Genomic DNA, 24,852 nt, shown 5'->3' on the forward strand with positions numbered 1-24,852 from the left:
ACGCGCGTGCGCGCATTAATATGGCGACTTAAGATGGAGACGTCGCCCGGCGGACTCACACGATCGGGACGATCGGAACGATGGCGAACATACGAGACGAGACGAAACGGGACGATCATGAACAGGGGCGGCACCGCGCGGGTCTTGATCAACCTGCGTCAGCTTGAAGTCTTGCGCGCCGTGATGCGCTACCGGACCACGACGGGCGCCGCCGACGAGCTGGGCATGTCGCAGCCCGCCGTCAGCAACGCCATCCGCCTGGCCGAAGCCAAGCTGGGCTTCGCGCTGTTCGATCGCATCAGCAACCGGCTCATTCCCACGTCAGAAGCGAAGATGCTGTTCGACGACGCCGAACCGCTCTTCCTCGTGCATCAGGCCATTCAGCAGAAAGCGTGGGATTTGCGCACTGGCCGCGCGGGGGTGATCCGCATTTTCGCCACGGCGGAACTGTCCGAATGGCTCGTGCCCAAAGTGCTCGCGCGCTTTTGCGCCGATCATCCGCGCGTGAAGATTCACCTCGAAACCATGCGCATGGACGCGCTGCTCGAAAGCCTCGACTCCGGCATGGCCGATGTCGGCCTCTCGATGATGCCGCCCACACGCCCGAGCCTCGTCAGCGAGTTGCTGGCCGAATTCTCGGTGATGTGCGCCGCGCCGCCCGGCGATGCCATCGACATGCTCGATGTCGTCGCGCCATCCGACCTCAAGGGCCGGCGGGTGATCGGCCCGCCCGCGGGCAGTCCGCTCGGGCTGATCGTCGAGCGCGCCTTCGAGGCGGCGGGCGACTACTTCGTGCCCGAGATCGAAGTGCGCTTTGCCAACATCGCGTGCAGGCTCGTCAGCGAAGGGCTGGGCGTTGCCGTCGTCGATGAACTGTCGGCGCTCGCGCAGCCGCCCGGCAGCGTCGTCGTGCGTCCGCTGAAGACGGGCATGCCCGTCACGCTTTGCGCGCTGACGCCGAAGGACCGCCCGCGTCAGCGTCTCACGCAGAGCTTCGTCGATCATGCGCGCGAGGCCGTCAAGGCGCAACGCGCGGCCGCCGCATTCACCGCGGTGCGTCAAGGGACGCGCGAAGCGTCTTAGCGGCCACGCGAAGCATCGTAGATCAAGACAATGAGACCGGCTTATAGTCGGTCGCATCCATTTAATAGCGCCGCGCGCGCAGCGAACATTTCTCGATTGTTATTCTGAATGTGACCTCGATCGTTGCATCGGATGCCTGCTCAAAGGACTCCGATGCAACGGTTAATTTCCTTCGGAATAGCCATGCTCAAACTTCTCGACGGCGTTCGTGTCATCAGCTTCAATCACTTTCATGCGGGACCGATGGCCGCGCAGATGCTTGCCGATCTCGGCGCGGACGTCATCGCCGTGGAGCCGATCGATGGCGCGTTTCATCGCAATTGGGCGGTCGCGAATCGCTTCGTCGGCGGACAAAGCGTCAATCACCTGACGACGGGACGCAACAAGCGCAGCCTGTCCATCGACATGAAAAGCGAAGCGGGACGCGCGCTTGCGCGTGAACTCGTCGCGCGCGCCGATGTGGTAATGGAGAACTTCCGCCCCGGCGCGATGGCGCGGCTCGGTCTGGGCTACGAGCAAGTGCGCGAGGCGAATCCGCGCGTGATCTATGCGAGCGCGAGCGGCTACGGCGGCTCGGGTCCGTATGCCGCACGCCCTGGGCAGGATCTGCTGCTACAGGCGCTGTCGGGACTGGCTGCGCGGACTGGCCGCGCCGATGGTCCACCGACGCCGGTCGGCCCGGTCATCGTCGATCAACACGCGGCCACGATCTATGTGATGAGCATCCTCGCCGCGCTGTTCAACCGCGAACGCACGGGCGATGGGCGTCTCGTCGAAGTGAGTCTGTTGCAGGCGGCGATCGATCTGCAAACGGAATCGCTGACCGCGTGGCTCAACGGCGCGCGCAGCGATTCGCCGCGCGGCGCGGAAGGACTCGCGAACTGGTTCAGCCAGGGCGCGTACGGCATCCACGCGACCGCCGACGGTCACATGGCCATTTCGATGGCAACGCCCGACGCGCTCAAACGCGTACTCGACGATCCCGCGCTGGATGCGTTCACGAACGACATGGGCTTCTCGCATCGAGAGGAGATCACGCGTGCGGTTGCGCGCCGCATCGCGCAGAAGACGACTGCCGAATGGCTCGACATCCTGCGCGACAGCGACGTGTGGCACGCGCCCGTTCAGGACTATGACGACCTTCAGGCCGATCCACAGCTTCAGCATCTCGGCACGTTCCAGAACGCCGAGAGCGGGACGGGCGAAGCGGTCACGTTCGTTATGCATCCCGCGCGTTACGACGGACAGGCGCCGGGCGTCGCGCGCGTGCCGCAGGCGCTAGGCGCGCAGACCGACGAAATCCTCGACGAACTCGGCTATACGCGCGAACAGATCGACTCCTTCAAGGCGAAAGGCGTCGTGCGTTCCGCCGACACGCCCTCTTCAACCGCTCACTAAAAGCACGCACGTCATGATCGATTTCTCCATTCCCTCCGAAACGCAGTTACTCGTCGATACGGTGCGCAAGTTCGTGACCAACGAAGTGCAGCCGCTCGAAGCCGAAACCGAGGCGACCGGCATCGTGCCCCCCGGGAAGCTGCGCATCGTGCGCCACAAGGCGCAGACACTCGGCCTCTTCGCGATGAACATGCCCGACGAAGTCGGCGGCGGCGGTCTGTCGAACGTCGATATGTGCCTGGTCGAGGAAGAGTTGGGCAGGACGTCGGACGCGTTGATCCGCCGCATCTTCGGACAGGTGTATCCGATGCTGATGGCCTGCCAGGGCGATCAGCGCGACAAGTATCTGCTGCCCACGGTGCGCGGCGAAAAGATCTGCGCGATGGCGATCACCGAGCCCGGCGCGGGATCGGACGCGGCGGCGATTTCCACCACCGCACGGCTCGACGGCGACGAGTGGGTGATCGACGGGCGCAAGCATTTCATCAGCGACGGCGATATCGCCGATTACGTGATCGTGATGGCCGTCACCGACAAGGAGAAACGCGCGCGCGGCGGCATCACGCTGCTTCTCGTGGACAAGGGCACGCCGGGCTTCGAAGTCACCGGCAAGCAGCCGATGATGGGGCATCGCGGCTATGGTCACGCCGAACTCGTGTTCGAGAACTGCCGCATTCCGCGCGCGAACGTGCTGGGCGAAATCGGCGGCGGGTTCAAGCTCATCATGGAGAGCGTGTCGTCGATCCGTCTCGCGCATATCGGCGCGCGCGCGTGCGGCATGGCGCAGCGCGTGCTCGAACTCATGCGCAATCACGCTGCGGAGCGGAGGCAGTTTGGTCAGCCCATCGGCGACTTCCAGATGGTGCAGCAGATGATCGCCGACAGCGCAACTGAAATCTTCGCGACCCGCATGATGGTGATGAACACCGCGTGGGAACTCGATCAGGGCCACGACGTGCGCGACAAGCTTTCGATGGTCAAGCTCTATGCATCGGAGATGATCGGACGGGTTGCGGATCGCGGCATTCAGGTATTCGGCGGCATGGGCTACACGAAGGAAATGCCGCTCGAACGCATCTATCGCGACAGCCGTGTCACGCGCATCTACGACGGCACGTCGGAGATTCATCGCATGCTCATCGCGCGCAGCGTCATCAAGCGCGGCCTCACGCTTTAAGCCCTTATTTTAGGACCTTTTCATGCAGACCGAGACCATTCCCGAACGCGGCGCCAGCCTATCGTTTCGCAAGACCATGACCGTCGCGGAGCAGGCGATGTTTACCGGCATCAGCGGCAATCTCGCGCCGCTTCATGTCGATGCCGCCGCCGCGCGCGCGGCAGGCTTTCCCAACATGCTGAGCTTCGAACTGGCCGTGCTGTCACTCGCGACCTCGGCATTGAACCGGCTGGCGGGACCGGCGTGGCGCATCGGCGCGCTCGACATGCGCTTCGATGCACCCGTTGCGGTCGGCAGCACGATCGAGGCGTCCGCGACCGTCACCGAAGCCGATCCGCAGGCGATCCGCTTCGACGTGACCTGCACGCTCGACGGCGGCGCACGCGCCATTCGCGGCCACGCGACCATGGTGCCGCTGGTGGCATCGGCTGCATTGGTCTGAGCGGAGCGCGCCATGTACGACATCAAGCCATTCGATTCGCTTTCCGTCGGCGACGAAGTGAGCATCTGCAAGACCATCACCGAAGCCGATGGCGCCATGTACATCGCCGCGACGGGCGACTTCGGGCCGGTTCACGTCGACGAAGGTTATGCGGGCAAGACGCGCTTCGGCCAGCGGCTCGCGCCGGGCATTCTGGTGGCGGGCATCTGCACGAGCGTGCTGACGGCGGAACTGGTCGGCACGCTGGGCGTGTCGATCGAAGACCGCTTCTGGTTCACGGGTCCGGTCTTTTACGGCGATACGCTGCGCTTTCGCATCTGGATCGATGCAATGCAGCCCGACACGCGCACCGCCGTCTGGAAAGCGAGCGCCACAAACGAAGAAGGCAACGAAGTGCTGAAGGCCGAAGCGACGCTGAAATTTCCGCGCCCGAAACCCGTCGCCGCTTGAGATGAACTCGATGAAATTTTCCGCCGACCGTTTGCCCGTGAATTCAAGCGGGCCGTTCATTCATATCGTGCGCATCGATGTGGCGCCCGAGCACGACGAAGCGTTCAACCGCTGGTACGTCGACGTGCATCTTCCGGCGATTCTCGGCTGTCCCGGCTGGCTGACGGGCGCGCGCTACATCGCCATCGACGATGGTCCGCGTTATGCCGCCGTCTATACGATCGCGGGCGACTGGGCGTACGAAACGCCCGAGTTTCTCGCGGTGAAGGGCTTCATGGAGTTCGAAGCGCACGTGAGCAATTTCATGCGCCTGCGTCTCGCGCCGATCTAAAGCAGAAAGGGCCGTTCGCTTTCGAGAACGGCCCTGACTCATGCAGCTTTATTGCGGACCCGGCCCGCGAATCCCGAAGCTCGCGGCCTTCAAGGGCGTCATGTGAAACTTGCTGAAGAGCTTGTCGTAGGTGCCATCGCTTTTGAGTTCCGCAAGCGCCCGCGCGACGGCTTCGGCGGTCGCCTTGTCGCGCATCGCGAACGTGATGTCGGTGCCTTCGAGTCCATGGGTCCAGATTTTCACAATACCGCGATCCGCGAGCGATGTCGCCGTCTCGTCGATATTGATGCCCGCTTCGAGCTGACGCGCGCGCAGTGCCGCCGATGTATCGGTGACGGTCATGAAGGTGCGGAAATCGATGCTCTTCTTGCCGTCCGCGACGAGCTTCGCGTTGACCTCGCGCGCCTTGCGCTCCTGATACGTCGACAATTCCACGCCCACAGAATGTCCCGACAGGTCCGCGAAACTCTTTGGCTGGAACGTGCTGCCGGGCAGCGTGTAGATGCTTAGCGCCTGTTGTCCGTATGGCACCATGTACAGCATCTTGGAACGCTCTTCGGTCCAGAACAGACCGGTGTTAATCGCATCGAACTGGCCGGTGCGCAGGCCGGGAATCATCGGCGGCATGTCCATGCGCACGAACACCGGTTCGAGACAGAGCTTCTCCGCAATCGCGCGGCCGAGTTCGACGTTCAGGCCCTGAAGCTGGCCTTTGTCGTCGACGTATTGCTGCGGCGGCAAGGTCGGATTGATCGCCATCTGAAACTTGCCCGAGGCGACGAGATGCGACGCCGCGAGCTTCGGCGTGCAGGCGGCCGATGCCGCGTTCGCCGTGTTCATCGAACACGAAAGCACGCCTAGCATGGCCGTGCCTAGTAAGAGTTGCCTGATCATTTTTCGTATCCCTGTTTGCGATCGTTTGAATGCGTCATTCCGCGCGTGTCTTCGTGTCGCGCGCGGGAGAAGGCGTCGGGGCGCGCGTGCTTACGCATCGCGCGAGAGAACCAGCGCGGCGTGCCGTGCATCGATCACGACTTCATCGCACTGATTGAGGAGCCGCACGGCTTCGGTCAGCACGCCGCGCCCCGGCTTCGAACTGAGCCGCTTGTCGATGACGTTGAAGCTCACGCGCACCGTGTCGCCCGCGAGTACCGGTTGCCTGAAGCGCACCGCGTCCCAGCCGAGCGACGCGATCGACGTGTTCTCGTAGAGCTTCATCGATGTCTTGAGCCCTTCCATCAACGCAAGGCCATAAAGCCCGTGCGCGATCAGCCCGGAGAAGCCGCGGCTTTTCGCATACTCTGCGTCCGTGTGCAGCGGGTGAAAATCCTCGGTCAGCGCGCAGAACGCCGCGATATCGTCGGGCGTGATGGTGCGCGCGGGGCTGGTCATCACTTCGTCAATCACGACGTCTTCGAAATAGAGATCGGTTTTCATCGTGGCGATGCCTCGCGTGCGATCAGCGTGTCGCGCAGATTCATCGGGCCGGGACGGAAGATGCGTGCGTCCATCCGTTTGAGGTCTTCGCTCACGCGCACATCGAACGCGATGCGATCGAGCACGTCTTCCTTCAGCCGCGCACCCGGCGCGATTTCCTTCAGCACGAGTCCGTCCGCTTCGAGATCGAAGACCGCGCGGTCCGTCACGAACTTGACGTGCTGGCCGCGTTCGCGCGCGAGTTCGCCGGAGAAGCTGACCTGATCGACGCGCGGCAAGAACTTGTCGAAGGCGCCGTCGCGGCGAATTTGCAGCTCGCCATCGCTCACGCCGATATCAAGCTCGCCGCCCGTCAGGGAGCCGTTGAACACAAGCCGCTTGCTGTTCTGCGTGATGTCGATGAAACCGCCCGAGCCGTCCGCGCGCTCGCCGAAGCGTGTGACGTTGACATTGCCGCGCGCATCGACCTGTGCAAACGACAGGAACGCGCACGTGAGGCCGCCGCCATCGTAGAAATCGAACTGATAGGCCTGGTCAAGGATCATGCGCGGATTCACCGCCGTGCCGAACTCACGCGTATGGCCCGGCACTCCGCCGACGACACCCGATTCGACCGTCAGCGTCATCATGTCGGAGATGCCTTCTTCGGCGGCGACGTTGGGGATCATCGCGGAGACGCCGACGCCGAGATTCACGACATCGTTCAGCCGCAGCTCGAAGGCGGCACGCCGCGCGATCACGCGTCGCGCGGTTAGTGCATCAGGCACGATGCGCGATGCCGGCAGACGCGTCTCACCACTTCGCGCGGGGTCGTAACGCGTCGTGTAGGTCTGCAGCTGCTCCGGCTCGACGACGAAGTAATCAATCAGGAAGCCGGGGATCTTGATCATGTGCGGATTGACGCTGCCGCGCTGCACGATGCGCTTCACCTGACAGATGACGATGCCGCCCGCGTTATGCACCGCCTGCGCGATCGACAGGTCTTCGCGCGTCGTGGCTTCGTGCTCCATGCTGACGTAGCCGTCTTCATCCGCAGAGGTGCCGCGAATGATCGCGACATTCGGCACGCCCGGCGCGCGATAGAACAGATACTCGCCGCCCGCGACATGCAGCAGGTCGACGAGCGGTTCCGTCGTGCAATCATTCATGCGTCCACCGTCCTGGCGCGGATCGACATACGTACGCAGGCCGACGTGCGACACGAGACCCGGCTGACGGCCCGCCATCGCGCGGCACATCTGCGCCATCACGCCTTGCGGAAAGTTGTACGCCTCGATGCGGTTCGCGCGGATCAGCCGCATGAACGGCATCTGCATGCCATAGTTGCCGCCGATCACGCGCCTGACCAGCTCCGGATACGCCAGCCGGCACAAGCCTTTCTCGTGCACCGCGCCGACGCCCGTCACATGAAAGAGCGTGAGATCGCGCGGACCGTCGCCCGACAGATGACGCGCCTCGATCGCTTCGAAGATCGCTTCGGGCACGCCCGATCCGCCGTTGCCGCCCGTCATCAGCATGTCGCCGTCGCGGATCAGCGCGGCGGCTTCCTTTGCCGTTATGCACTTGATCATAATGCGCCTTATGTCCGTTCTTTCTCGATCTGCCGCGCGATGATGAGGCGCTGGATCTGATTCGTGCCTTCGAAAATCTGCGCGAGGCGCACGTCGCGGAACAGACGCTCGACGCGATATTCGCGCGAGTAGCCGTTGCCGCCGTGGATTTGCAGCGCGTTGGAGACGTGGCGCATGGCCATGTCGGTGGTGAAGAGCTTCGCGTGCGCCGCTTCCTTCGCGATGGCCAAGCCCGCGTCATGCACGCGCGCCGCGTGATGGATCAGGAGACGCGACGCCGCAATATCCGTAGACATATCGGCGAGCATGAACTGGATCGCCTGAAACGATGCGATCGGGCTGCCGAACTGACGCCGCGTCGATGCGTACGCCTGCGCGTCTTCGAACGCGGCCTGCGCCATGCCGAGCGCCATCGCGGACATCAGTAGGCGGCTGAAGTTGAAGTTCGCCATCGCCATTTTGAACGCGCGATGTTCTACGCCGACGAGCGCATCGGCTGCGAGCTTCACGTTATCGAACGCGATCTGGCAGTCTTCCAGACCGTGCATGCCGAGCAGTTCCTCAGACTTACCGCGCCTGATGCCGGGCAGGTTCATATCGACGAGAAAGCAACTGATCGCATGATGCCCGTCCTGGCCTTTTTCGATCGGCGTGCGCGCGAACACCAGGACGAAATCCGCGGCGCCGCCGAGCGTGACCCACGCCTTGACCCCGTTGAGCACGTAGCCGTCCGCCGTGCGACGCGCGGTCGTCTTGAGACTGGCGACATCGGAACCGTGGTCGGGTTCCGACACGGCGGTCGCCGCGACGATGCTGCCGTCAAGCAATCCCGCGATGCGTTCCTTCTGAGCCTCGCTGCCGTGCTGATACAGGAAGAGCGCCGCTTCCACGGGAATGGCGAACGCGTTGCCGATGCTGCCGGAGCAGCGCGCCAGCTCTTCCATTGCGATGCAGACGGACACGGTATCGAGACCCGCGCCGCCGCCCGCTTCGGGCAGGCTGATGCCGAACAGGCCGAGTTCGGCCATTTGCCGATACAAGGTGCGATCGAAGCGGTCTTCTCGATCGATCGCGGCGGCGCGTTTCAGCACTTCGCGCTCGGCGAAACGGCGCGTGGTATCGCGCAGCGAAGTCTGCTCTTCGGAAAGAAATAGTTGCATGGGTCCCGTCGTTGCTTTGCGACCTCGTCGTGATGACGAGCATTCGATAGCAGTATGGGTGGAGCAAAAAACGACGGTTATCGCAAACGTGACGTTGAGTATTCACTGCTCTTATAGACTTGAAATAATGCGAATCCGAACTTGTTTCGTCTCCTGGCGCCTCCGTTGCAATCCGTCGCGCCGTGGGACTGCCAAGGGCCGCTGCTAGCGGTAACGCCGTCGTCTGAACGACACTTCTCAGTGACCGCGAACGGCTGGAATTGGCCGACTGTACTCGCTCGCCGACGTCTCCGTAAGTCACCGTTCAAACCCATCGGTCAACGCCAGCGTCAGCTTTGTGATGTCATTGTCGAACGGGTCAAACCGGCCACAAGCGGCCGCTGACCAACATACTCGCGCGGACATTCGGATGACCGAACCACATCAGACAACGGACCCTCGCGTCGCGGTCCCGCTCCTTGAGCACCCGGCCTTATGCGACATTGACGGAACCATTACCCCTGTCCCTGCGACCGTTATCAATACCGCAGGGTTCGACGCTGGAGCCACCGTTTTAATAACGACCTCGCCTAAGGCTACAAAGCCAGCAGGCCCACCCAGTCTAACTGTGCGTACTGAACTACGTAAGCGTGCACGGCTTGAGGGGTCTAGGCCGATCTAAACCCGATGCCAGTAAACCACGAATTCCGGGTACATCTGATCGGCCTGTTTCAGCATGAACTCACTGCTGCCAAAGAAGGTCCAGCTCTTGGTGAAGCCCCTTTCCTGCCCGATCACCGAATGTTTGCCCGCCTTGACCGTGGAGGTGTCTTGTGTGCGGTGGCTGTCATGCGTGCGGGCCTTCGTAGGAATTCCCAGTAGACATCGCGCGAGAATCAGCATCCGGTCCACCGGTTTATCGTCCTGGTCGGTGCAATCGCATTTCAACGCATTGCAGATTGGGCAGCCGGTATAGGTCTGCACCTTCGCAAACGAGTCGCCGAAATAGGTACCCTGCCCCAGCGCGCCGTACTTCGTGACGTTCCCCGATGGTGCTCCCTTGTTGAAGTTAGGATCGAATCCTTTATCGACAATGATCTTGATGACGTTGGGCAGCGTTCCGTGCATCAACAGCACCTCTCCGATGCTGCGGTCCAGCACGGGCAGCCGTTCGGTCGATGAAGCGCTGATCCCTTCGTCTGACTGCGTGGTAAATTTGACCGCGCTACGTCCAAATACCTTGCCGCCGGTCGAGAGCGCCCGAGGCGGGGTTATGTAGGTGCCCATCCTGAGTTCTACCGCTTCGGCGTTGACCTTGTCGTAGATATCCTGTGTTTTGGCGATGTCGTCCCTGATGCGCGCCGCCGCCGCCTCGTATTGATCCCACAGTGCCTGATGGCGGATCACCCGGATTTTGGTAATCTCGACGTTGCCGGATTTTGGTGGCGCCTGCTTACTCTGCGGGATGCCGTACTTCGTGTAATACGTGCCATAGTTGGCCTTGATGAATGAGGGGTCTTCTCGCAGCGTATTCAGGTTGGTTTTGAGCACAAGCTTTTCATTGTCCGACAGAGCGGGTTTTTGGATCAGCTCGTCGATCTTGTTCTGGGCCCGAACCATGCGTGTGCGCTCCCCCTGTGGCGGTGCGAGGGTCCGCGCAGCGGCGTTGGCGCACAGATACTCAGCGATCCGGCGGAACAGGTCGCTGCCGGGATCGAGGAACGCCGTGTCATACGACCCTCGATCAGCGACCGCCGCTATCAATTCCACTTCTGACAGGGGCTTCGCACGACGGTGCTTGGTGCCGTTCTTGATCTTTCGCGATCCGCTGTCATCCTTGCGTTCCGAGATCGCAACGACCGTGGGTTGTTGCTTGTCCCAGCCGTTCGTCCATTTCAGGTGTTGCCAATAGTCAGGTACGCTCATGGTGCGGGAAATAGTAGAGTGTTGAATCAGCCGATCAAGGTTCCGTCCGCTTCCTCGGCTCTTAGGTGAAGTCTCGTTCCGATTCTCAAATGAGTTTTTACTCATCGTGCCCTCACGCGATTGCGCTTTCGATACGGGATGCCGAGCTGAGCAGATTATTATTTTTCTTTCGGTTGGTACTTTGTCGCGCCATTGCGCGAGGAGAGAACGGGATTCTCTACATTTATTTTTGTTTTTCGGCGCACCTGGAATTGCGCAGGATGCCGCGTCAGACGTCAACCTTTCCCTGCTGCCATCGCTCGTAAGACGTTCTCATTCGTCTCTTCTTCATACTAGCGATAAGCGTATGTCCTGCCGCCGCGATTGACAAGGTCAACAACGATCGACAATCGATGTGCATGCTGCGCAGGGCTCCATGAGAAACCACCCGCCTGTGCGCCCATTCACGCATCGGCCACCGTGCCCGCGAGAGTCATTGGCGCCGCAGCGGACGCCGCGATCGCAGACCCATTCGCGTAAGGCCGTTCACTCTCGCCTATTCAACTGAAGAAACCGGATGGTTGATTCCAGAATGACCACTTTGCGGGCCGGTGCATTCGCGACTGTCCTTGCCGCAATCGCCGCTACCCCAGCGAACACACGGAGTCCACCGAATCGGCGCACGGCCGGTTCGCGCTCAAGGCCCAATACTGTTCACTTGATGATCACCTTCGGTGAAATTCGCTGATTCAGCGGCTCCGATCGTCTGCGTATCCGGAAATTCGACATCTTTCGCTTCACACCGCGGGGATTACGTTTGCCGCGGCTTTGCACCACGGGCCCGCTGGCGAGTTCGCGCAGCAGACTCTGTTTCCAGCTTTGCCACTGCTCAGGGGGAAATTGCCGCCGCCTCAGGCAGGCGTCGGTTTAGCACACGCAGGGCATGGACAAACGACAGGTCTTCAGGTCGCTGCCCGCTGTCCTGGGCAGCCTCGTACATCAGGCGGCGGATCGCCGCATGCGCGAGCATTAACGCATAGAACTCCTGACGTACCAGATCAGGCGTCTTGCTGCGCAGCACCTTCTTCCCATCACACAGATGCGTCTTGATCTCATCGAACATTTCTTCTATTTTCCAGCGCCGGTGATACAGCGCCGCCAGTTCGACGGCAGGTCCTACTACCGGGTCCAGCAGATTGGTGACCAGACAATACTGCGGCTCGGCGTCAGGCACACCTTCCAGGCGGTACTCGATGACCCGCACCTGCATGCCGTTGCGCTGGTGTCGCCGGTCGGTGTCGCTGGCATATACGGTACTCAGGTACGAACCGTCTACCAGCGGCACCTCGCACCGCAGTCGCACATTCGACTTCACCCGCCACAGCAGCTTCGCTCCCGTGGCCACCGCGTCGCGCCACATGTCATACCCATAGAATAGGCGATCGGCCAGCACCAGCATCTCGCTCGAGAACGCCGGAAACAGCTGCCGCGTGAGCGCCTGTTCGCTGTTCTCGCGCACCCCGCCCATCTGGACCTCACACAGCGCGTGCGTCGCACATTCGGCCAGCGCCACAAAGCGGATCTGCGGATACGCGCCTTTGCAGATCCCGAAGGAACGACCGAATGGCCGATACAGTTTTTAAAGCTGCCGCCGGCGCGCTGTACCGGCGAACGTCGGTTGTGGGTCGCAAGTACGCATTCGGTTGCAGTGGCAGCAGACGCTGGCCGCCGCCGAAGTGCGAACGTCGGCAAAGCGACTCGTAGCTGCCTGACAGATGCGATACCTGAATGTCGGGAATGGCCGACAACACGACGTCGGTGTCCTCGGCACCGACGCCTTATCATAGCGACTCGACAGCGCGCGGAAACGGGACACTCATCCTCAGCCTCGCGCCATGCGGCTACATCGTCGGGATGCAGTTCGCCAACGTTTGCCTTGCCGCAGAGCTGAGACCACGCACGACAGACCCTCGGCATCCAACACCGGCAGCACGCTGGAGTGCGCTTCTAACGGACGTGTCCACTTGCCGGCCGAACTGGTCCCCCAGGTAGATGCGAGCTGGCCTATCCGTTGCGAAGCCGATGTCATCACCTGGCCAGGTGTCATAAGCTGCACACCGCACAGAATGGGATAGAAACGTCGTCCGCTGCAATCAATGCGATCAACACGGCTAATGAAAAGCGCGGTGCGCTCTCGTGGGTATCGAATGAACCGTAGCTTCCGCTGCGCGAGGTAGTGAGGCGCCAACGCGTTGGATGCCACTCGCCGGATCGAAATTTGCCAGCGACTCCGTAGCATCATCTGCAGTGCTGACTTAACATCTGGTTGATGGTCGCTCCTCGATTACTTGTTGTTCGACCGACTAGCCGGGAGGTGGCGCGCACTTCGAGAGATCTGAGAGACCAGAACCGTTGTCAATCGGCGTGCGCACCCCTGTTGCCGGGGACCGTCCGTGAGAGGACGTGCACACGCTGCTGACAAAGAGTTACGGCCATCCGGCGGTCTTCCGTCACCGGCTTTGCCACCCTTACCCGGGTGCGTTTGTTTGCGTAACCGATGAAGCATGGAAAGGTCCGCTACCGTGCACCAACGAGGTTGCTCGGTTTCGTGGCTGGGCGAATAGTCGACGCATTCCCCGCGGCAATATCGAAGCCGCGGGGCCGCGCTCTTCTCCTCGCTACCCCGATCACGCCTGTTGTTTCGTGACGTGTGAAAGAATACGCCCATGCTAGAACCCGCTTTTACGCAAACAGACGGGCAAAAGAGCCTCTTTTCGTGAAGACAGGATGAAGCTTGAAACAGGGGTCATCCGCATGGGGAGTGTGGAGCCAGGGTGATCCTCCCGACTAGCGTCGAATCCCGGCAACCAATTGTCTTCCGACAAGTTGCGGACGGCGTCCCCAGTCTGATCGTCGACGTGCCTCGCCGCCAGCGGCACGCGACCGTGCGCGGCATCGCGCAGAAGCCCGCCGTAGATTTTTTGCGTCGTGGCCTCGATCGTGCTCATGAACTCGCGCACCTGCGTGGCACCCCATTCGATGAAGGTCGTCGAGTTCGGCGCCCTTTCAGAACAGCGACGTCTGACGCGGATCGCGCGCGGGCGGTCGCGAGGCGGTGGCCGCGTTGCGATTGCGTGCGGATGCGCGCCGCTGTGCGACGCGGCGTAAATGCGCGATCAGGGACACGGTCTGCGCGCCCGCCATAAGTGTGAGCGCAAAGTGTCCGATGTCTCCCGGCGCGCTCGGGCGATAGGCGCGCAGCGACGGCCGCAGCGCAAGGCGCCGGGCGCGGGCGATCAACTGGCTGCGGCTCATCCAGCAATCCGCGACGAACTGGCGGACGATGGCGGGCAGTGACTCGGGGGCGACGTCGCCGGGCAACGCCAGGGCAACGAGTTCAAATGCATCAGCCATCGTGGGACAGTCTCCTTCTCCAACGTCGTGCGAAGCAGGCTGGCAAACAGACTTGCCTATGGGCTCGCGAACCCGTCTCTGCCATCCGGTTCGGATCTTGCCACAAGTCGCGATATGAATACCGTCGCCATCCATGCCTGGTAATCCACTACGGTCTGCGCCACCGCCTTGATGTTGCAGGAGGCACCAGTGCCTGCCAACGCTTCGTAACTCTGTGCACGACTCACCGCCCCGCTGGATCACAGCACAAAGATTGAAGCTTTGCTCAGAATCGTCATCTGACTGAGACGGGGAAACGGTGGCAACCCTCCATCTGGCGAACGCATGCAAACGGGACGCACGAACTCAGAAAGTTGCATTCCACGAAAGGTGAGCTAGAATCAGGTGCATTCCTCACCAACGTGTTGCTCACCATGCAAATGCAAAGCTGGGTAGGAACGATCGAGCGTGAATGGCATCAGTTGCGCCTCGCTGACCCTACTCTGGATGTCGAGAAGTTTTCCCGTCACGTCATTGCGGCAAACAAGACCGGGTTTCTGTCGCCCGAGTCGCTCGCCGCGATCGCCAATGCTCTTCTCACCAGCACGCTCAGTCGTGCGCCGCATCTCGGCCGCTGGTTGCTTGAGTGCATTGGTGCTAACCGGCATCCCGCCTGGCGGATGGCAATGGCCATTTCTCTCGTCACACCAACCGGAGGCGAGGCGGACCTTGAGAGAGGTAATGCGATCTTCGAAGACGTGATGAAGGATGAGACCGCGGACGGCCATCTTCGCGGCATGGCCGCTGCAGCGCTGGCCGATAGCGCACGCCTTGGGCGGGGCATGCCGGTCGATACGAGCCGCGCGCTCACGCTCTACGAGCAGGCCATCACGCTGGGCCACAAGGCCTCAGGATACAATCTCGGGCTTTACTGGGAGGGCGCGTGGGGTGCCGAAGAGAAGAGCGTTACCCAGGACCGCACGAAGGCTATACAGAGCTATCGGCGCGGCGGGGGTGACATGCGTTGCCAACGCCGTCTGGCAGCGCTACGGTGAAGGTGCCCTACCGCCCGCCGGACGACTCGGAGGACGAGGTTAAGAGGTGAAGCCGCGTTGAGCTGGCCGCAGATACGCCGGCAGGCAAAGTGGTGCCGCGTGTGTCAGTCCCCGGATCGAAGCGGTCAGATCCATACGTAGTCAGCACCTCACGTTCTGTCGGGCGCATTCGTGATGACGCAGGCAGCGTCACTAAGTGTCACTATCGCGACCTCTTCCCTTGGGACTTGCGTCAGGCATTGGCGACATCCGCCACTCGATGGACGCTGTCATCAATGGCTAGCGCCGACATTGCAGCACAGAAACTCTCCGTTCTTCGTGATACGAGGACCCGCATTGTCTGAATGCAGGTCCTCGCGAAATGCAAAGCGAGAAAATAACCGCGCCGACCGGCGAGCAGGCTTTCCCGATTGATCGATTGATCGATACCGGCGATGCGAATCGGCAAGGTGGTGTATGCGCTGCCCCGGTGCTTCGGAGATCGGCAGATCTCGTGCATCACTGATGGCACGTTCGCGAGAAATGCCTGGCAAACCGAATCATTCTGGCCAGCAGATGTTCGGCCGGACTTTCGAGGGGCAGACTGACCAGCCCCGGTTCGCTAACCACCGACGCATCAACCGCCGGCCGCGCTTTGCGTTGAACGAGAGAGAGCCGGCGCATCAGTCTTCCATCGCCTGCCTGATATCTGACGATTTCGTGTGACCGGCAAAAGGCTGACTGTGCATTGCTTCGCAGGCCAGCATCACCGGATCGCGACCGGAGAGCGCGGACGTTAACCAGTACCACACTATGGCCGGATTCCCCCCGTCTGTTTTCGCGCTATCGCGTCGTTCGGCATCCAATGCCAGCATCACGTCATCTATAATCGCACTCAGCACACCAGTGATCGCATGGAGCCCTACTATATGAGTCAAACCCGCGGACGATATGCGGGATCTCGGGACAGCGGCCAGCGCCAACCTCGTCACGTCAAACAGTCCCAGCCGAACCGGCCGAAACCGCCGTACGTCAATGCACCTGCCCGGGACTCTGCCCACACTGCCTCCATTTTCAAGACACGATCGTTCCAGTTTCTGGTGGATACGGTAGGCGCGGAGAATATCGCGCTGGGACTGGGATCGAACATGGCGCGAGTGGCCGAGCTGACGAAGGGTGAAAGGTTCACGCCCGAGACCGCCTTTCACATGGAAACCACGCTTGGATTGCCTCACGGTTTCTTTGACCAGCCCAATCCTGCGCTTGCGCCCGAAACCATCGCCCGCCTGAAATCACCGCTCGATTTCGTCCGGACCGACGACGAACCCGAGGCAGTGTCGCAAACACCCATGCCGCCTTCCGCCGTTCACGGCGGCCAGCAACCATATCCTGAAGACAGTTTGTCGGGGAAAGCGCAGATGCCGAAAAAAGCAACGGGCGACTCGCCCAGGGCCGTCAGAAACAGTCGAAGCCAGATGGCCGAATCGCCTGCCCCACGTGCGCCGCGAAAAGGTTTACCTTCGAAACCCAGGACATCTGTCGGGGGAAACCAACAGCGACCACTGGCGTTAGACGACAGCGGTGACGTAGAGAAAATTCGACGCGCGAACCTCCTTGTTTTGACGGCTCGTAACGGATCGAAAGCAAGACTCGGTGTGGTCATGAAGATGAGCGGATCCAACATGGCCCACCGGCTGTATGGCAAAAAACGGCTCGACAGTGTTGAAGCAAACCGTTTCACCGAACGACTTGGTTTGCCAGCTGGCTGGCTGGACACGCCGCGTTCGGAAGCCGACATCCCGCAGTCGGTGTCGCGTTTGCTCACGCCCGCCGCGCGCGGCCGTGCATCCGTTGAACAGAAGGAGCCACTCGCGGCCGCAACGGAAGATCGCGCATCGGCGAACCCCGCCGATGCGACGGCGAACGCGAGGCGCTCGCGGGCGGACGTTCGGACCGGGGCGAAAGACCGCGCGTCCGGTTCTGCCGATGCCTCAGAGAAAGCGACGATCGTCGTCAGCCAGCCGCATCATGTCGCTGATGCTCCTGACGAGCCTGCCGGTCGCAAATCTGGCGAAAGTGATGGTGAACCGGCGGCAGCCACGGCGGCAACCGCTGAGTCGCTCGCGGCCCCCGCAACACCTCCGCAATTGCGCGAGTCGCTATCCCCGTCCGTGACGAGCCTGGACCATCTTCACGGCATTGCACCGATCGCGGAGGCATTGCTCAAGACGCTGGCAGGCAAGGCACGCACGGGCCGATTGGACGAACTCAAAGCGCTGGAGCTTTTGCAGCAGGCAGTGCTGTTATGAGGCGGTAGTAGCGTGCCATGAGCTGATCTGCAATGACGCAGGAAGCACATCGGCCGAGCCCGGCAACGGTGCGGGCGAATGATCGCCCCGGTTCCTGAGCTACGGTGCACCGTAGCTCAATGGTCGAAAAATTGCCGTAGCTTGTCGACCGGACCCTGTTTTCTATCTGCAGGGTCCGCACGCCAGGTCGGAACTTTGTGCCCTCTCCTCGACCGCACTCCGGGATGAAGACGACCATTAACGATCAGTTATCCTGAATTTATACCTACAATCTTTTGGTGCCGCCGCCAAAGGCTATTATGAGGTTGGATCTACGTCTGGAACAGGCGAACTAGTAGTGCCGGCGAGGAATTGCCTGAGGCGGCGCTCTGCGCTGATTATTTTGTGCAGGGAAACGGTGGCGAGCTGCGCATCGTGCAAAGCCAGCAGGCCCTCAAAAACGGGAACAGCATCTTCAGGGAGCACCCACTCGTTTGCCGCATGGGCCAGTTCCAGTGCGGCCTCCACGGCATGTTCCGCGGTCTTGAAACGCCGGACCGGTTCGTTTCCGTAACCGTCCTGCTGGAGAAACCATGCGAGGTACACGGTTCGCATTAGCTCATTGAACAGGTGGCCGTTGACATGACCGTCGCGGCAGGCAACAAGCGCAAGATGGGAGACCAACGATTGCTCCCGAACCGACGCCTGGTCCATCGGCAATAACATCGCTTTTGTGAGGTGTTTTCGTGGGCGCGAAACCCCTGCTCCGCCTCGCCTTGAACTCATGTCGTCTGGAAACGTATGTGTGACAGTGCGACTGTTCTAACGAGGTCTTCTCCGCGATCGGCGATTCTGGCGTCGCGAACCCCTCACCTTCCGTCGTCTATGCGCGATACTCCGTGCTACCGGAGCAGATCTCATCCGGGCGACGACGCTGGCGTAATGTGGTGATTTACAAATTCATTGAATTATTTTCGCCGCGTACTAACGTGCTATGTGTGGCACGGATACGGGGAGGCGGCGATGAGCGGCCGGCCCAGAAGCGGAACTCGTGCTGAGCAAATCGGAATTCGAGCAACAAGGCGCTGATGATGCGGCGCAGGACAGCACACGCGTTGGGGTTGCGCGCGTGCATTGTGCTGGCCTGTGCTGAAGGGGTGGACAACAGCACGGTCGCGGCGAAACCGCAACTTGCCCAGAAAACCGTCTCTAGATGGCGTGCGCGATTTGTCGCTGACCGTGTGGACGGACTGCTTCACGCGTCCAGCCCCGGTGCACCCAGGACAATGGAAACACGGGTGTCGACGGGGTTATTGCGGTGGCTCAACGAGGTCGAACGCTGGTTCGCTACGCTTACCGAAAGGTACCTTCGTCGCGCCACGCATGGTTCGACGCGCCAGCTCCAAGATGCAATCCGCCACTACCTTGACGTCTACAACGCTCACCCCCAACCGTTCATCTGAGCAAGTCGGCCGACGAGATCCTGGGTAGTCCCGAGCGGTTTCGTGTGCGGGTTCAGAAGGCCGCGGGATGTATGTCATGAACATCGATACCGACGCAATCGACGAAGTCGCCTTGGCACTTCTATACCTGACGCTGCACGATCAGTGCCGCGCCTGGAAGGGCTTCGACTGGGACGTGCTGAATCGCCTTTACGAAAAGGGCCTCATCTGCGACCCGGTCAACAAGACGAAGTCAGTGGTCTTTACCGAGGAAGGGTTATGTGAGTCCGAGCGCCTGTTCCGGCAGCATTTCGTTATCCCGGAGCGCCCGAACGGCTAATGTAACGAACTTCAAACTAATGACAGTGGCGACTGAACGGGAATTGCGACGCAGGAGCGCAGCCGTGTAATCCAGCCGTGAGAAAATTGGCGGACATCGGAACGGGTTCCCCGTGGGCCTGCGTGGGCGAGCACGCACTACGTGTCCAATGGCAGCGTCTTAGAATCGGAGAAGGAATGACCACGGTAGTAATCAGGTACGGCATGGTCCTTCTGGCAATCGCTTTTCCCGCGTTTGCCGGCGCCCGGTACATTGAAGTTTGGAATCCGCCTGAGGCACAAGGCGATACGCGGCGGGTCCAACCGGTCCGCAAGGCGCCGAAGCATCGGGGCGCGAGCATGCGCACCGGACGTAGCCAGCTGCAGCACCGCATCGTTGCGGCAGCGCCCGGCCCAAAGGCATCTGTCGCCGCGGTCGGGCACCGTACGGGGGAGCCACGCTATGACCACATTCCGCGTCAGGTTACGCCTGAGGGTAACGTACTTCGCGTGGATGGGCGTCGCGCATACGTCGAGATCGAACGCTGATGCAAAGCGAACAACATCAGGGATACATGCTATGGGGTCGTGCCATTCTGCAGCAGAAGGAAATCCTGCACCCCGAACGCTACGCCGCAAGCGCCACCATCACGAAAGACAACAAGGTCCTTGAAGCGTCCGGTGTACTCGGCGAATTCGACACAGAGGAAGAGGCGGAACTGGCGGGTATTCAATGGGCACGCGCGTGGGTGGATAGTGTCGATTGAATCGAAGCCGTCCCGATCGGTCGGGGTCTGAGAGCGGTTTGGAGTCGCGGTCTTTGGCGGATCGGTCCTAGCAGGCTGTTGAAATATCCGTCGTTGATGCACTCAGGTGCATTGCGACGGATGCTGAGTTCGCACTTCTGAAACGCGGAACGCGTTTCCGGGCGTTCGAGGCTGCTAACGGTTTCACCATATCGATGTTATCCACTGCATCCCGGCCCTCAACGGGCAAGTGTGCGCATACGCGTCAGGTTGTAGCCGACCTGCGTCAGCACGAAGAGCTGGTCCACGCGTTCAAGTCCTCGATACATCGCCTGTCGAATTCGTCCGACTGTCTTGCCCCATCCGAACACCTGCTCAATCCGCTTACGTTTTTGCTGGCTGACCGCGTAACCCGGCCAACGCGTGGTTCGCTCGTCAATCGCTGAGCCTCCTGGACGCCCATCGTTTTGCGCGACATGAGGCGTGACGCGATTTGCTCGACAGGTGGCAACAAAGCCGGCCGTGTCGTAGTTCTTGTCTGCCCCGACCGTAATGCCGCCCGGGGCCACCTTCGCGGCGTCAGCAAGCATTTGCGCGGCGCAGTCGCGCTCGGCGGTGCCCGTCGCCAGCGTCACCTGCGCGTTGACTACCAGGCCGTGCCGATTGTCAGTCAGTACATGGCCCATGTAGCAAAGCATCGCACCGGTTCCTTTGCTCTTGCGAAACAGGCGCGCCTGCTCGTCGGTCGTGGACTGATGCGTCGCGTTACTGCGCTTCTGACCGTGCCAGTTGTCATCGGGCGCCGGCGGTTCGTCGGGCGGCGTATCGTCTTCGTCCGGACTTGCCTTCGGCACAAAGCTCTTGTGTCCCGCCCATGCCTGAATCAGCGTGCCGTCAACGCTAAAGTGCTCACCCGACAGATGCCCACGCTCGCGCGCAGTCTCAACCGTCTCGTTGAAGAGCAATACCAGCACATCGTGTTCAAGCAGTCGGTCGCGGTTCTTGCTGAATGTCGAGTGGTCCCACACCGTCCCATCCATCGACAAGCCGACGAACCAGCGAAAGAGCATGTTGTAGGAAATCTGTTCCATCAACATGCGCTCGCTGCGAATCGAGTACAGCACCTGAAGCAGTAACGCTCGCACCAGCTTCTCCGGTGCAATGCTCGGCCGCCCACCTTTCGCATCAGCCTCGTACATCCGGGCAAACACGTCGTCCATGCGTTTGAGCGCATCGTTGAGCCACGTGCGAATCGGACGCAACGGATGGTCTTTCGGCACAAAATCATCCAGCTTCAACACCGTGAACATCGACTCCGTAAAACCATCGGCACCGCGCATCCGTTTCATCCCGCTCACATTCACGACATTACCTTCAACGTTTGCCCCTTGGTCCCGGATGACGGAGAAACGAGGTATTTCAACAGCCTGCTAGGTCGTGCAGGGCCAGTAAACTATTCCAAGGTAGAAGGTACATGCAAGTGACAATCGTGGGAGCCGGCGCAATCGCTTTGGGTTATGCGGCGTATCTCATACAGAATGGACATAAACCGAAAGTTTGGTCTCCATCGGGAGCCCGGACTGCAGACTTCGTTGCTGGACTCCCCCTTCACGTGAAGGGAGCGGTCGAGGGGCAGTTCTACTTGGAAGTCTGCGGGAAAGCGGAAGATGTTGGCGACGCCGATGTCATTATTTTGGCATTGCCGGCCTACGGATACCGATTCGTCCTCGACAGCATCATCCCTTATATCCGCGCACACCATAGCGTAATCATCAGCGCTCATCTTTCATTCGCGGCTCTCTACATTTCCCAGCGCCTTGCGGCGCGGGGGCTCGTCATCCCCATAGCAGCTTGGAGCACCACGGTGCTAACGTGCAAGACTCAGTCTGCGAGAGCTATCACGGTAGGCACGATCCGCGCCAAGGTCGACATGGCCGCATTTCCAACCCGCCACATCCACCGGATTCATACCACTTGCGTTTCACTCTTCGGAGACCGGTTCGCACTGAAGGACGACCTGCTGACGCTGACGCTCAGCAACGTTAATCCGCAAGATCACATGGGTATTGCGCTAGCCAACTTGACCCGTATTGAGAAGGGCGAAAGCTGGAGCCAAAACTCCAATCTGACACCAACAGTCGGGAGGCTCCTTGAGGCTCTAGACCAAGAGAGACTTACCATTGCAGCAGCATTCGGAAAGTCAGTGAGAACGACCTTTGATCATTGCAGGCTGTCTTTTGGCGTGGTTGGTGACTCACTTTCGGCAATATCGGAGCAACTGGTCCGGCAAGGGAGTGATCCGCTCGGCCCGAGAGACATCGCCACACGCTACGTGCTCGAAGACGTGCCGTTCGGATTGGTACCGACGCTTCGACTCGCCGAACTGGCTGGGGTGAGAGCACCCTTGCACGAGGGCGGCGTGGTAATTCTCGGCGCTTGTTACGGTCGGGACTTTGTGGCGGACAACGACATTCTTCCCGAGATTGGACCGCTTCAAATCGACACCCTCAAGAGGCTTGTAGTCGACGGCTATGCCGTTCCAACCTAGATGCCATTACATCCGGCGATGCGCTCGATGGGCGTCCGAGTCCGACGCCACCGACGCAATAAAAGCAGAAGTACTATGCCGCAAATCCAGACCTGGAGTTTATGAGAAACCAAAATGAAGATTAAAACGCTACTGGTCGCCTTGTGGGCAACGTCCATTCCATTTGCGGCATTCGCGTACGATGGAAAGGAACTTAAGTTCGGAGTCGACAGCGCTTACCCGCCATTTGAGTCGAAAACCCCGAGTGGCGAGCTCGTTGGATTTGACATCGATCTGGGTAATGCAATTTTCGCGAAGGCAGTCGGTTTCAGCCACAAGATATACGCCAACTTCGAAGCGCTGGTTGTAAGGGGCGGCTCGGCTCTGGTGGCAATGCCCGAATCGCTCAACGAAAAGCATATCGGAGTCTTGCAGGGAAGCACACAGGAAACCTATGCACGGAAGCATTGGACGAATGGAGTTGACATTGCGCCCTACCCTTCGCAAGCCCCAGGTGTGGAATGACCTCGCGGGTGGGCGGCTCGATGCGGCACTGGTTTCGGGGCCGACGGCTGAGTCGGGATTCCTGAATACTGCGCAGGGTCGTGATTTCGGTTTCGCGCGAGGTCCGGCCATCCACGACGCCGCCATCTTCGGTCCCGGCGTCAGCATCGGTGTGAGAAAGGGTGACAGAGCCCTGCTCGAAGCAATCAACGATGCGATCGACAGTCTCCGCAAGGACGGGACGTATGACCGAATTGCAAAGAAGTACTTCACGTTCGACATTTACGGCGGTTAATCGACGTCAACTGCCCAGCAAAACAGACCGCGTGCCCGACCCAGGGTTGCGCATAAAAAAGCATCGAGACACACAATATAAGGTTTGGAGACCTCAATGAAAATCAAACTTCTTGCAGCTTTCGTGATGTCAGCCGCCGCAGCTCCCGCAATGGCCCAAAGTACGGTGACACTCTACGGTCTGATCGATGAAGGGATCAACTATACGAATAACGTCGGTGGCAACAAGCTGTTCGAGCTCCAGAGCGGTACGGTCCAAGGGAGTCGTTGGGGCTTGAAGGGAGCGGAGGATCTCGGCGGCGGTCTCAAGGCAGTTTTCCAGCTGGAGAGCGGCTTTAATGTCAATAATGGCAAGCTCGGTCAGGGCGGCCTGATGTTTGGGCGACAGGCGTGGGTCGGCGTCGCATCCAACCAATACGGAACGGTTACTCTCGGTCGACAGTACGACTCCGTCGTCAACTATCTGGCTCAAACGACGGCGAATGGCACATGGGGCGGGGGCATGTTCTCCCATCCGTACGACAACGACAACACGGACAACACCTTCCGTGTCAACAATACTGTCAAGTACACAAGCCCCGAGATTGCTGGCTTTAAATTTGGCGGCACGTACAGCTTTAGCAACGACACCAACTTCGCCAACAATCGCGCGTACAGCATGGGCGTCCAATACGTCATAGGCGGCTTGCTGCTGGAAGCCGCCTATCTGCAGGCGAACAAGCAGTCGTCCACCGCCGGTGGTGCAATCGGGAACAATCCCGCTGCGGATGAAAATTTTCTGGGGAACAAACTGCGCATCTTCGGCGCGGGGGCAACCTACACGTTTGGTTCGGCCAACGTGGGCATCTCGTATTCGAATACCTTCGTCGCCAATCCGGTGTCTTCGGGATACGTCGGCAAGATTACGCCAGCCTCGGGCACGCTTTCCAACCTGCGTTACCAGAATTTCGAAATCAACGGCAAGTACCAGTTCACGCCAGCCTTCTTCGTCGGGGCGATGTATACGTACACCCTGAGCGGTTTCAACGCCACCACTGGAAAGTTAAAGCCGAATTACGAAACTGCGGGGCTGATGGCTGATTACTCACTGTCAAAGCGCACGGACGTCTATGTACAGAGTGCGTATCAGCACGTCGGTGGTGACCGTACTGGCAGCGCCCTCGACTTCGCCTTTGTGCCGGTGGCCGATGACGTATCGTCGAATCGCAATCAGGTGGTTGCACGCGTCGGCCTGCGTCATAAATTCTAAACCGGGCCAGATATCGCTCGATTGACGTTCGTCCACGTTCCGAGCGAACCTGTTGGGCGGCGCCTTAGTTCCTACAGAAGCGGAGAGCGTCCTCACAAGCGCACCCACATGCCGGCCCTCCGCG

Annotated in this window: 27 protein-coding genes; 15 read left to right on the forward strand and 12 right to left on the reverse strand. The window is 60.5% G+C overall.

Translation table 11 applies throughout. The features are described from left to right. Window positions 1-117 precede the first annotated feature (117 nt). The 6 genes from OKW26_RS20380 (at window position 118) to OKW26_RS20405 (ending at window position 4,881) form a co-directional block, all read left to right on the forward strand. Entirely contained in the window at window positions 118-1,083 is a 966-nt protein-coding gene (locus OKW26_RS20380) for a LysR family transcriptional regulator (RefSeq protein WP_429354946.1), read from the forward strand. A gap of 183 nt (window positions 1,084-1,266) precedes the next feature. Then, on the forward strand, window positions 1,267-2,481 hold the full coding sequence (locus tag OKW26_RS20385) for a CaiB/BaiF CoA transferase family protein (RefSeq protein WP_429354947.1): 1,215 nt from the start codon (window positions 1,267-1,269) through the stop codon (window positions 2,479-2,481). 13 nt (window positions 2,482-2,494) lie between these two features. After that, complete coding sequence (locus tag OKW26_RS20390; protein WP_429354948.1) at window positions 2,495-3,658, forward strand: acyl-CoA dehydrogenase family protein; 1,164 nt, start codon at window positions 2,495-2,497, stop codon at window positions 3,656-3,658. Window positions 3,659-3,680: 22 nt separating this feature from the next. Beyond that, the gene (locus tag OKW26_RS20395; protein ID WP_090812178.1) at window positions 3,681-4,100 is read left to right on the forward strand and encodes a MaoC/PaaZ C-terminal domain-containing protein; all 420 of its coding nucleotides are present in this window, start codon (window positions 3,681-3,683) and stop codon (window positions 4,098-4,100) included. 12 nt (window positions 4,101-4,112) lie between these two features. Further along, the gene (locus tag OKW26_RS20400; RefSeq protein ID WP_090812177.1) at window positions 4,113-4,550 is read left to right on the forward strand and encodes a MaoC family dehydratase; all 438 of its coding nucleotides are present in this window, start codon (window positions 4,113-4,115) and stop codon (window positions 4,548-4,550) included. A gap of 10 nt (window positions 4,551-4,560) precedes the next feature. Next, on the forward strand, window positions 4,561-4,881 hold the full coding sequence (locus tag OKW26_RS20405) for a DUF4286 family protein (protein WP_090812590.1): 321 nt from the start codon (window positions 4,561-4,563) through the stop codon (window positions 4,879-4,881). A gap of 48 nt (window positions 4,882-4,929) precedes the next feature. Here the strand turns inward: OKW26_RS20405 and OKW26_RS20410 are convergent, their stop codons facing one another. The 8 genes from OKW26_RS20410 to OKW26_RS20445 form a co-directional block, all read right to left on the reverse strand. Then, window positions 4,930-5,775 carry an ABC transporter substrate-binding protein gene (locus tag OKW26_RS20410; protein ID WP_429354949.1) on the reverse strand — a complete coding sequence of 282 codons (846 nt, stop codon included), beginning with the start codon at window positions 5,773-5,775 and terminating at the stop codon, window positions 4,930-4,932. Between the two features lie 90 nt (window positions 5,776-5,865). Further along, the gene (locus OKW26_RS20415) at window positions 5,866-6,318 is read right to left on the reverse strand and encodes a MaoC family dehydratase (RefSeq protein WP_429354950.1); all 453 of its coding nucleotides are present in this window, start codon (window positions 6,316-6,318) and stop codon (window positions 5,866-5,868) included. After that, the gene (locus OKW26_RS20420; protein WP_429354951.1) at window positions 6,315-7,889 is read right to left on the reverse strand and encodes an acyl CoA:acetate/3-ketoacid CoA transferase; all 1,575 of its coding nucleotides are present in this window, start codon (window positions 7,887-7,889) and stop codon (window positions 6,315-6,317) included. The genes OKW26_RS20415 and OKW26_RS20420 overlap by 4 nt, the downstream gene beginning before the upstream one ends. An 8-nt stretch (window positions 7,890-7,897) precedes the next feature. Then, complete coding sequence (locus OKW26_RS20425) at window positions 7,898-9,049, reverse strand: acyl-CoA dehydrogenase family protein (RefSeq protein ID WP_090812173.1); 1,152 nt, start codon at window positions 9,047-9,049, stop codon at window positions 7,898-7,900. Window positions 9,050-9,706: 657 nt separating this feature from the next. After that, entirely contained in the window at window positions 9,707-11,059 is a 1,353-nt protein-coding gene (locus tag OKW26_RS20430; protein ID WP_429354952.1) for a hypothetical protein, read from the reverse strand. 763 nt (window positions 11,060-11,822) lie between these two features. Next, on the reverse strand, window positions 11,823-12,569 hold the full coding sequence (locus tag OKW26_RS20435) for an IS4 family transposase (RefSeq protein ID WP_184058604.1): 747 nt from the start codon (window positions 12,567-12,569) through the stop codon (window positions 11,823-11,825). A gap of 1,093 nt (window positions 12,570-13,662) precedes the next feature. Then, the gene (locus OKW26_RS20440; protein ID WP_429354953.1) at window positions 13,663-13,941 is read right to left on the reverse strand and encodes a hypothetical protein; all 279 of its coding nucleotides are present in this window, start codon (window positions 13,939-13,941) and stop codon (window positions 13,663-13,665) included. Between the two features lie 58 nt (window positions 13,942-13,999). Further along, window positions 14,000-14,347 (reverse strand): hypothetical protein, encoded by a 348-nt coding sequence (locus OKW26_RS20445; protein WP_090812171.1) that lies wholly within the window; start codon window positions 14,345-14,347, stop codon window positions 14,000-14,002. Window positions 14,348-14,700: 353 nt separating this feature from the next. Here OKW26_RS20445 and OKW26_RS20450 point away from each other — a divergent pair, with 353 nt between their 5' ends. After that, window positions 14,701-15,381 (forward strand): sel1 repeat family protein, encoded by a 681-nt coding sequence (locus OKW26_RS20450; protein ID WP_429354954.1) that lies wholly within the window; start codon window positions 14,701-14,703, stop codon window positions 15,379-15,381. Window positions 15,382-15,613: 232 nt separating this feature from the next. On the opposite strand, the gene OKW26_RS20455 is transcribed toward OKW26_RS20450, so the two are convergent. Both OKW26_RS20455 and OKW26_RS20460 read right to left on the reverse strand, forming a co-directional pair. Further along, complete coding sequence (locus OKW26_RS20455; RefSeq protein ID WP_429354955.1) at window positions 15,614-15,883, reverse strand: hypothetical protein; 270 nt, start codon at window positions 15,881-15,883, stop codon at window positions 15,614-15,616. 160 nt (window positions 15,884-16,043) lie between these two features. Then, on the reverse strand, window positions 16,044-16,262 hold the full coding sequence (locus OKW26_RS20460) for a hypothetical protein (RefSeq protein WP_090812170.1): 219 nt from the start codon (window positions 16,260-16,262) through the stop codon (window positions 16,044-16,046). Window positions 16,263-16,289: 27 nt separating this feature from the next. Here OKW26_RS20460 and OKW26_RS20465 point away from each other — a divergent pair, with 27 nt between their 5' ends. Further along, window positions 16,290-17,669: a hypothetical protein gene (locus OKW26_RS20465; protein WP_429354956.1), complete on the forward strand. Its 1,380-nt coding sequence runs from the start codon at window positions 16,290-16,292 to the stop codon at window positions 17,667-17,669. A gap of 297 nt (window positions 17,670-17,966) precedes the next feature. On the opposite strand, the gene OKW26_RS20470 is transcribed toward OKW26_RS20465, so the two are convergent. Continuing rightward, window positions 17,967-18,362: a hypothetical protein gene (locus OKW26_RS20470; RefSeq protein ID WP_429354957.1), complete on the reverse strand. Its 396-nt coding sequence runs from the start codon at window positions 18,360-18,362 to the stop codon at window positions 17,967-17,969. A gap of 377 nt (window positions 18,363-18,739) precedes the next feature. Here OKW26_RS20470 and OKW26_RS20475 point away from each other — a divergent pair, with 377 nt between their 5' ends. The 3 genes from OKW26_RS20475 (at window position 18,740) to OKW26_RS20485 (ending at window position 20,175) form a co-directional block, all read left to right on the forward strand. Then, the gene (locus OKW26_RS20475; protein WP_429354958.1) at window positions 18,740-19,111 is read left to right on the forward strand and encodes a helix-turn-helix domain-containing protein; all 372 of its coding nucleotides are present in this window, start codon (window positions 18,740-18,742) and stop codon (window positions 19,109-19,111) included. Between the two features lie 76 nt (window positions 19,112-19,187). Continuing rightward, a complete protein-coding gene (locus OKW26_RS20480; RefSeq protein WP_429354959.1) occupies window positions 19,188-19,430 on the forward strand; it encodes a DUF6429 family protein in 243 nt (80 codons plus the stop codon). A 526-nt stretch (window positions 19,431-19,956) separates the two neighbouring features. Beyond that, window positions 19,957-20,175 carry a hypothetical protein gene (locus OKW26_RS20485; RefSeq protein ID WP_429354960.1) on the forward strand — a complete coding sequence of 73 codons (219 nt, stop codon included), beginning with the start codon at window positions 19,957-19,959 and terminating at the stop codon, window positions 20,173-20,175. A gap of 218 nt (window positions 20,176-20,393) precedes the next feature. Here OKW26_RS20485 and OKW26_RS20490 read toward each other — a convergent pair whose 3' ends face one another. Continuing rightward, the gene (locus tag OKW26_RS20490; RefSeq protein WP_429355262.1) at window positions 20,394-21,494 is read right to left on the reverse strand and encodes an IS5 family transposase; all 1,101 of its coding nucleotides are present in this window, start codon (window positions 21,492-21,494) and stop codon (window positions 20,394-20,396) included. A 134-nt stretch (window positions 21,495-21,628) separates the two neighbouring features. Here OKW26_RS20490 and OKW26_RS20495 point away from each other — a divergent pair, with 134 nt between their 5' ends. From OKW26_RS20495 to OKW26_RS20510, 4 genes are all read left to right on the forward strand, one after another. Next, complete coding sequence (locus tag OKW26_RS20495; RefSeq protein WP_429354961.1) at window positions 21,629-22,702, forward strand: NAD/NADP octopine/nopaline dehydrogenase family protein; 1,074 nt, start codon at window positions 21,629-21,631, stop codon at window positions 22,700-22,702. Window positions 22,703-22,816: 114 nt separating this feature from the next. Next, window positions 22,817-23,206 carry a transporter substrate-binding domain-containing protein gene (locus tag OKW26_RS20500; RefSeq protein ID WP_429354962.1) on the forward strand — a complete coding sequence of 130 codons (390 nt, stop codon included), beginning with the start codon at window positions 22,817-22,819 and terminating at the stop codon, window positions 23,204-23,206. Next, a complete protein-coding gene (locus OKW26_RS20505) occupies window positions 23,157-23,480 on the forward strand; it encodes a transporter substrate-binding domain-containing protein (RefSeq protein WP_429354963.1) in 324 nt (107 codons plus the stop codon). The genes OKW26_RS20500 and OKW26_RS20505 overlap by 50 nt, the downstream gene beginning before the upstream one ends. Before the next feature lie 96 nt (window positions 23,481-23,576). Continuing rightward, complete coding sequence (locus OKW26_RS20510) at window positions 23,577-24,728, forward strand: porin (protein WP_429354964.1); 1,152 nt, start codon at window positions 23,577-23,579, stop codon at window positions 24,726-24,728. The last annotated feature ends 124 nt before the right edge of the window (window positions 24,729-24,852 follow it).

The sequence above is a fragment of the Paraburkholderia sp. 32 genome (assembly GCF_050435345.1).
Lineage (GTDB): Bacteria > Pseudomonadota > Gammaproteobacteria > Burkholderiales > Burkholderiaceae > Paraburkholderia > Paraburkholderia tuberum.

What these genes read in the sequence shown, in the direction of transcription:
- OKW26_RS20380 (WP_429354946.1), top strand. Translation starts at nt 118, where the DNA reads ATGAACAGGGGCGGCACCGCGCGGGTCTTGATCAACCTGCGTCAGCTT.
- OKW26_RS20385 (WP_429354947.1), top strand. Translation starts at nt 1,267, where the DNA reads ATGCTCAAACTTCTCGACGGCGTTCGTGTCATCAGCTTCAATCACTTT.
- OKW26_RS20390 (WP_429354948.1), top strand. Translation starts at nt 2,495, where the DNA reads ATGATCGATTTCTCCATTCCCTCCGAAACGCAGTTACTCGTCGATACG.
- OKW26_RS20395 (WP_090812178.1), top strand. Translation starts at nt 3,681, where the DNA reads ATGCAGACCGAGACCATTCCCGAACGCGGCGCCAGCCTATCGTTTCGC.
- OKW26_RS20400 (WP_090812177.1), top strand. Translation starts at nt 4,113, where the DNA reads ATGTACGACATCAAGCCATTCGATTCGCTTTCCGTCGGCGACGAAGTG.
- OKW26_RS20405 (WP_090812590.1), top strand. Translation starts at nt 4,561, where the DNA reads ATGAAATTTTCCGCCGACCGTTTGCCCGTGAATTCAAGCGGGCCGTTC.
- OKW26_RS20410 (WP_429354949.1), bottom strand. Translation starts at nt 5,775, where the DNA reads ATGATCAGGCAACTCTTACTAGGCACGGCCATGCTAGGCGTGCTTTCG.
- OKW26_RS20415 (WP_429354950.1), bottom strand. Translation starts at nt 6,318, where the DNA reads ATGAAAACCGATCTCTATTTCGAAGACGTCGTGATTGACGAAGTGATG.
- OKW26_RS20420 (WP_429354951.1), bottom strand. Translation starts at nt 7,889, where the DNA reads ATGATCAAGTGCATAACGGCAAAGGAAGCCGCCGCGCTGATCCGCGAC.
- OKW26_RS20425 (WP_090812173.1), bottom strand. Translation starts at nt 9,049, where the DNA reads ATGCAACTATTTCTTTCCGAAGAGCAGACTTCGCTGCGCGATACCACG.
- OKW26_RS20430 (WP_429354952.1), bottom strand. Translation starts at nt 11,059, where the DNA reads ATGAGTAAAAACTCATTTGAGAATCGGAACGAGACTTCACCTAAGAGC.
- OKW26_RS20440 (WP_429354953.1), bottom strand. Translation starts at nt 13,941, where the DNA reads ATGAGCACGATCGAGGCCACGACGCAAAAAATCTACGGCGGGCTTCTG.
- OKW26_RS20445 (WP_090812171.1), bottom strand. Translation starts at nt 14,347, where the DNA reads ATGGCTGATGCATTTGAACTCGTTGCCCTGGCGTTGCCCGGCGACGTC.
- OKW26_RS20465 (WP_429354956.1), top strand. Translation starts at nt 16,290, where the DNA reads ATGAGTCAAACCCGCGGACGATATGCGGGATCTCGGGACAGCGGCCAG.
- OKW26_RS20470 (WP_429354957.1), bottom strand. Translation starts at nt 18,362, where the DNA reads ATGGACCAGGCGTCGGTTCGGGAGCAATCGTTGGTCTCCCATCTTGCG.
- OKW26_RS20475 (WP_429354958.1), top strand. Translation starts at nt 18,740, where the DNA reads ATGCGGCGCAGGACAGCACACGCGTTGGGGTTGCGCGCGTGCATTGTG.
- OKW26_RS20480 (WP_429354959.1), top strand. Translation starts at nt 19,188, where the DNA reads ATGAACATCGATACCGACGCAATCGACGAAGTCGCCTTGGCACTTCTA.
- OKW26_RS20485 (WP_429354960.1), top strand. Translation starts at nt 19,957, where the DNA reads ATGCAAAGCGAACAACATCAGGGATACATGCTATGGGGTCGTGCCATT.
- OKW26_RS20490 (WP_429355262.1), bottom strand. Translation starts at nt 21,494, where the DNA reads ATGCGCGGTGCCGATGGTTTTACGGAGTCGATGTTCACGGTGTTGAAG.
- OKW26_RS20495 (WP_429354961.1), top strand. Translation starts at nt 21,629, where the DNA reads ATGCAAGTGACAATCGTGGGAGCCGGCGCAATCGCTTTGGGTTATGCG.
- OKW26_RS20500 (WP_429354962.1), top strand. Translation starts at nt 22,817, where the DNA reads ATGAAGATTAAAACGCTACTGGTCGCCTTGTGGGCAACGTCCATTCCA.
- OKW26_RS20505 (WP_429354963.1), top strand. Translation starts at nt 23,157, where the DNA reads ATGGAGTTGACATTGCGCCCTACCCTTCGCAAGCCCCAGGTGTGGAAT.
- OKW26_RS20510 (WP_429354964.1), top strand. Translation starts at nt 23,577, where the DNA reads ATGAAAATCAAACTTCTTGCAGCTTTCGTGATGTCAGCCGCCGCAGCT.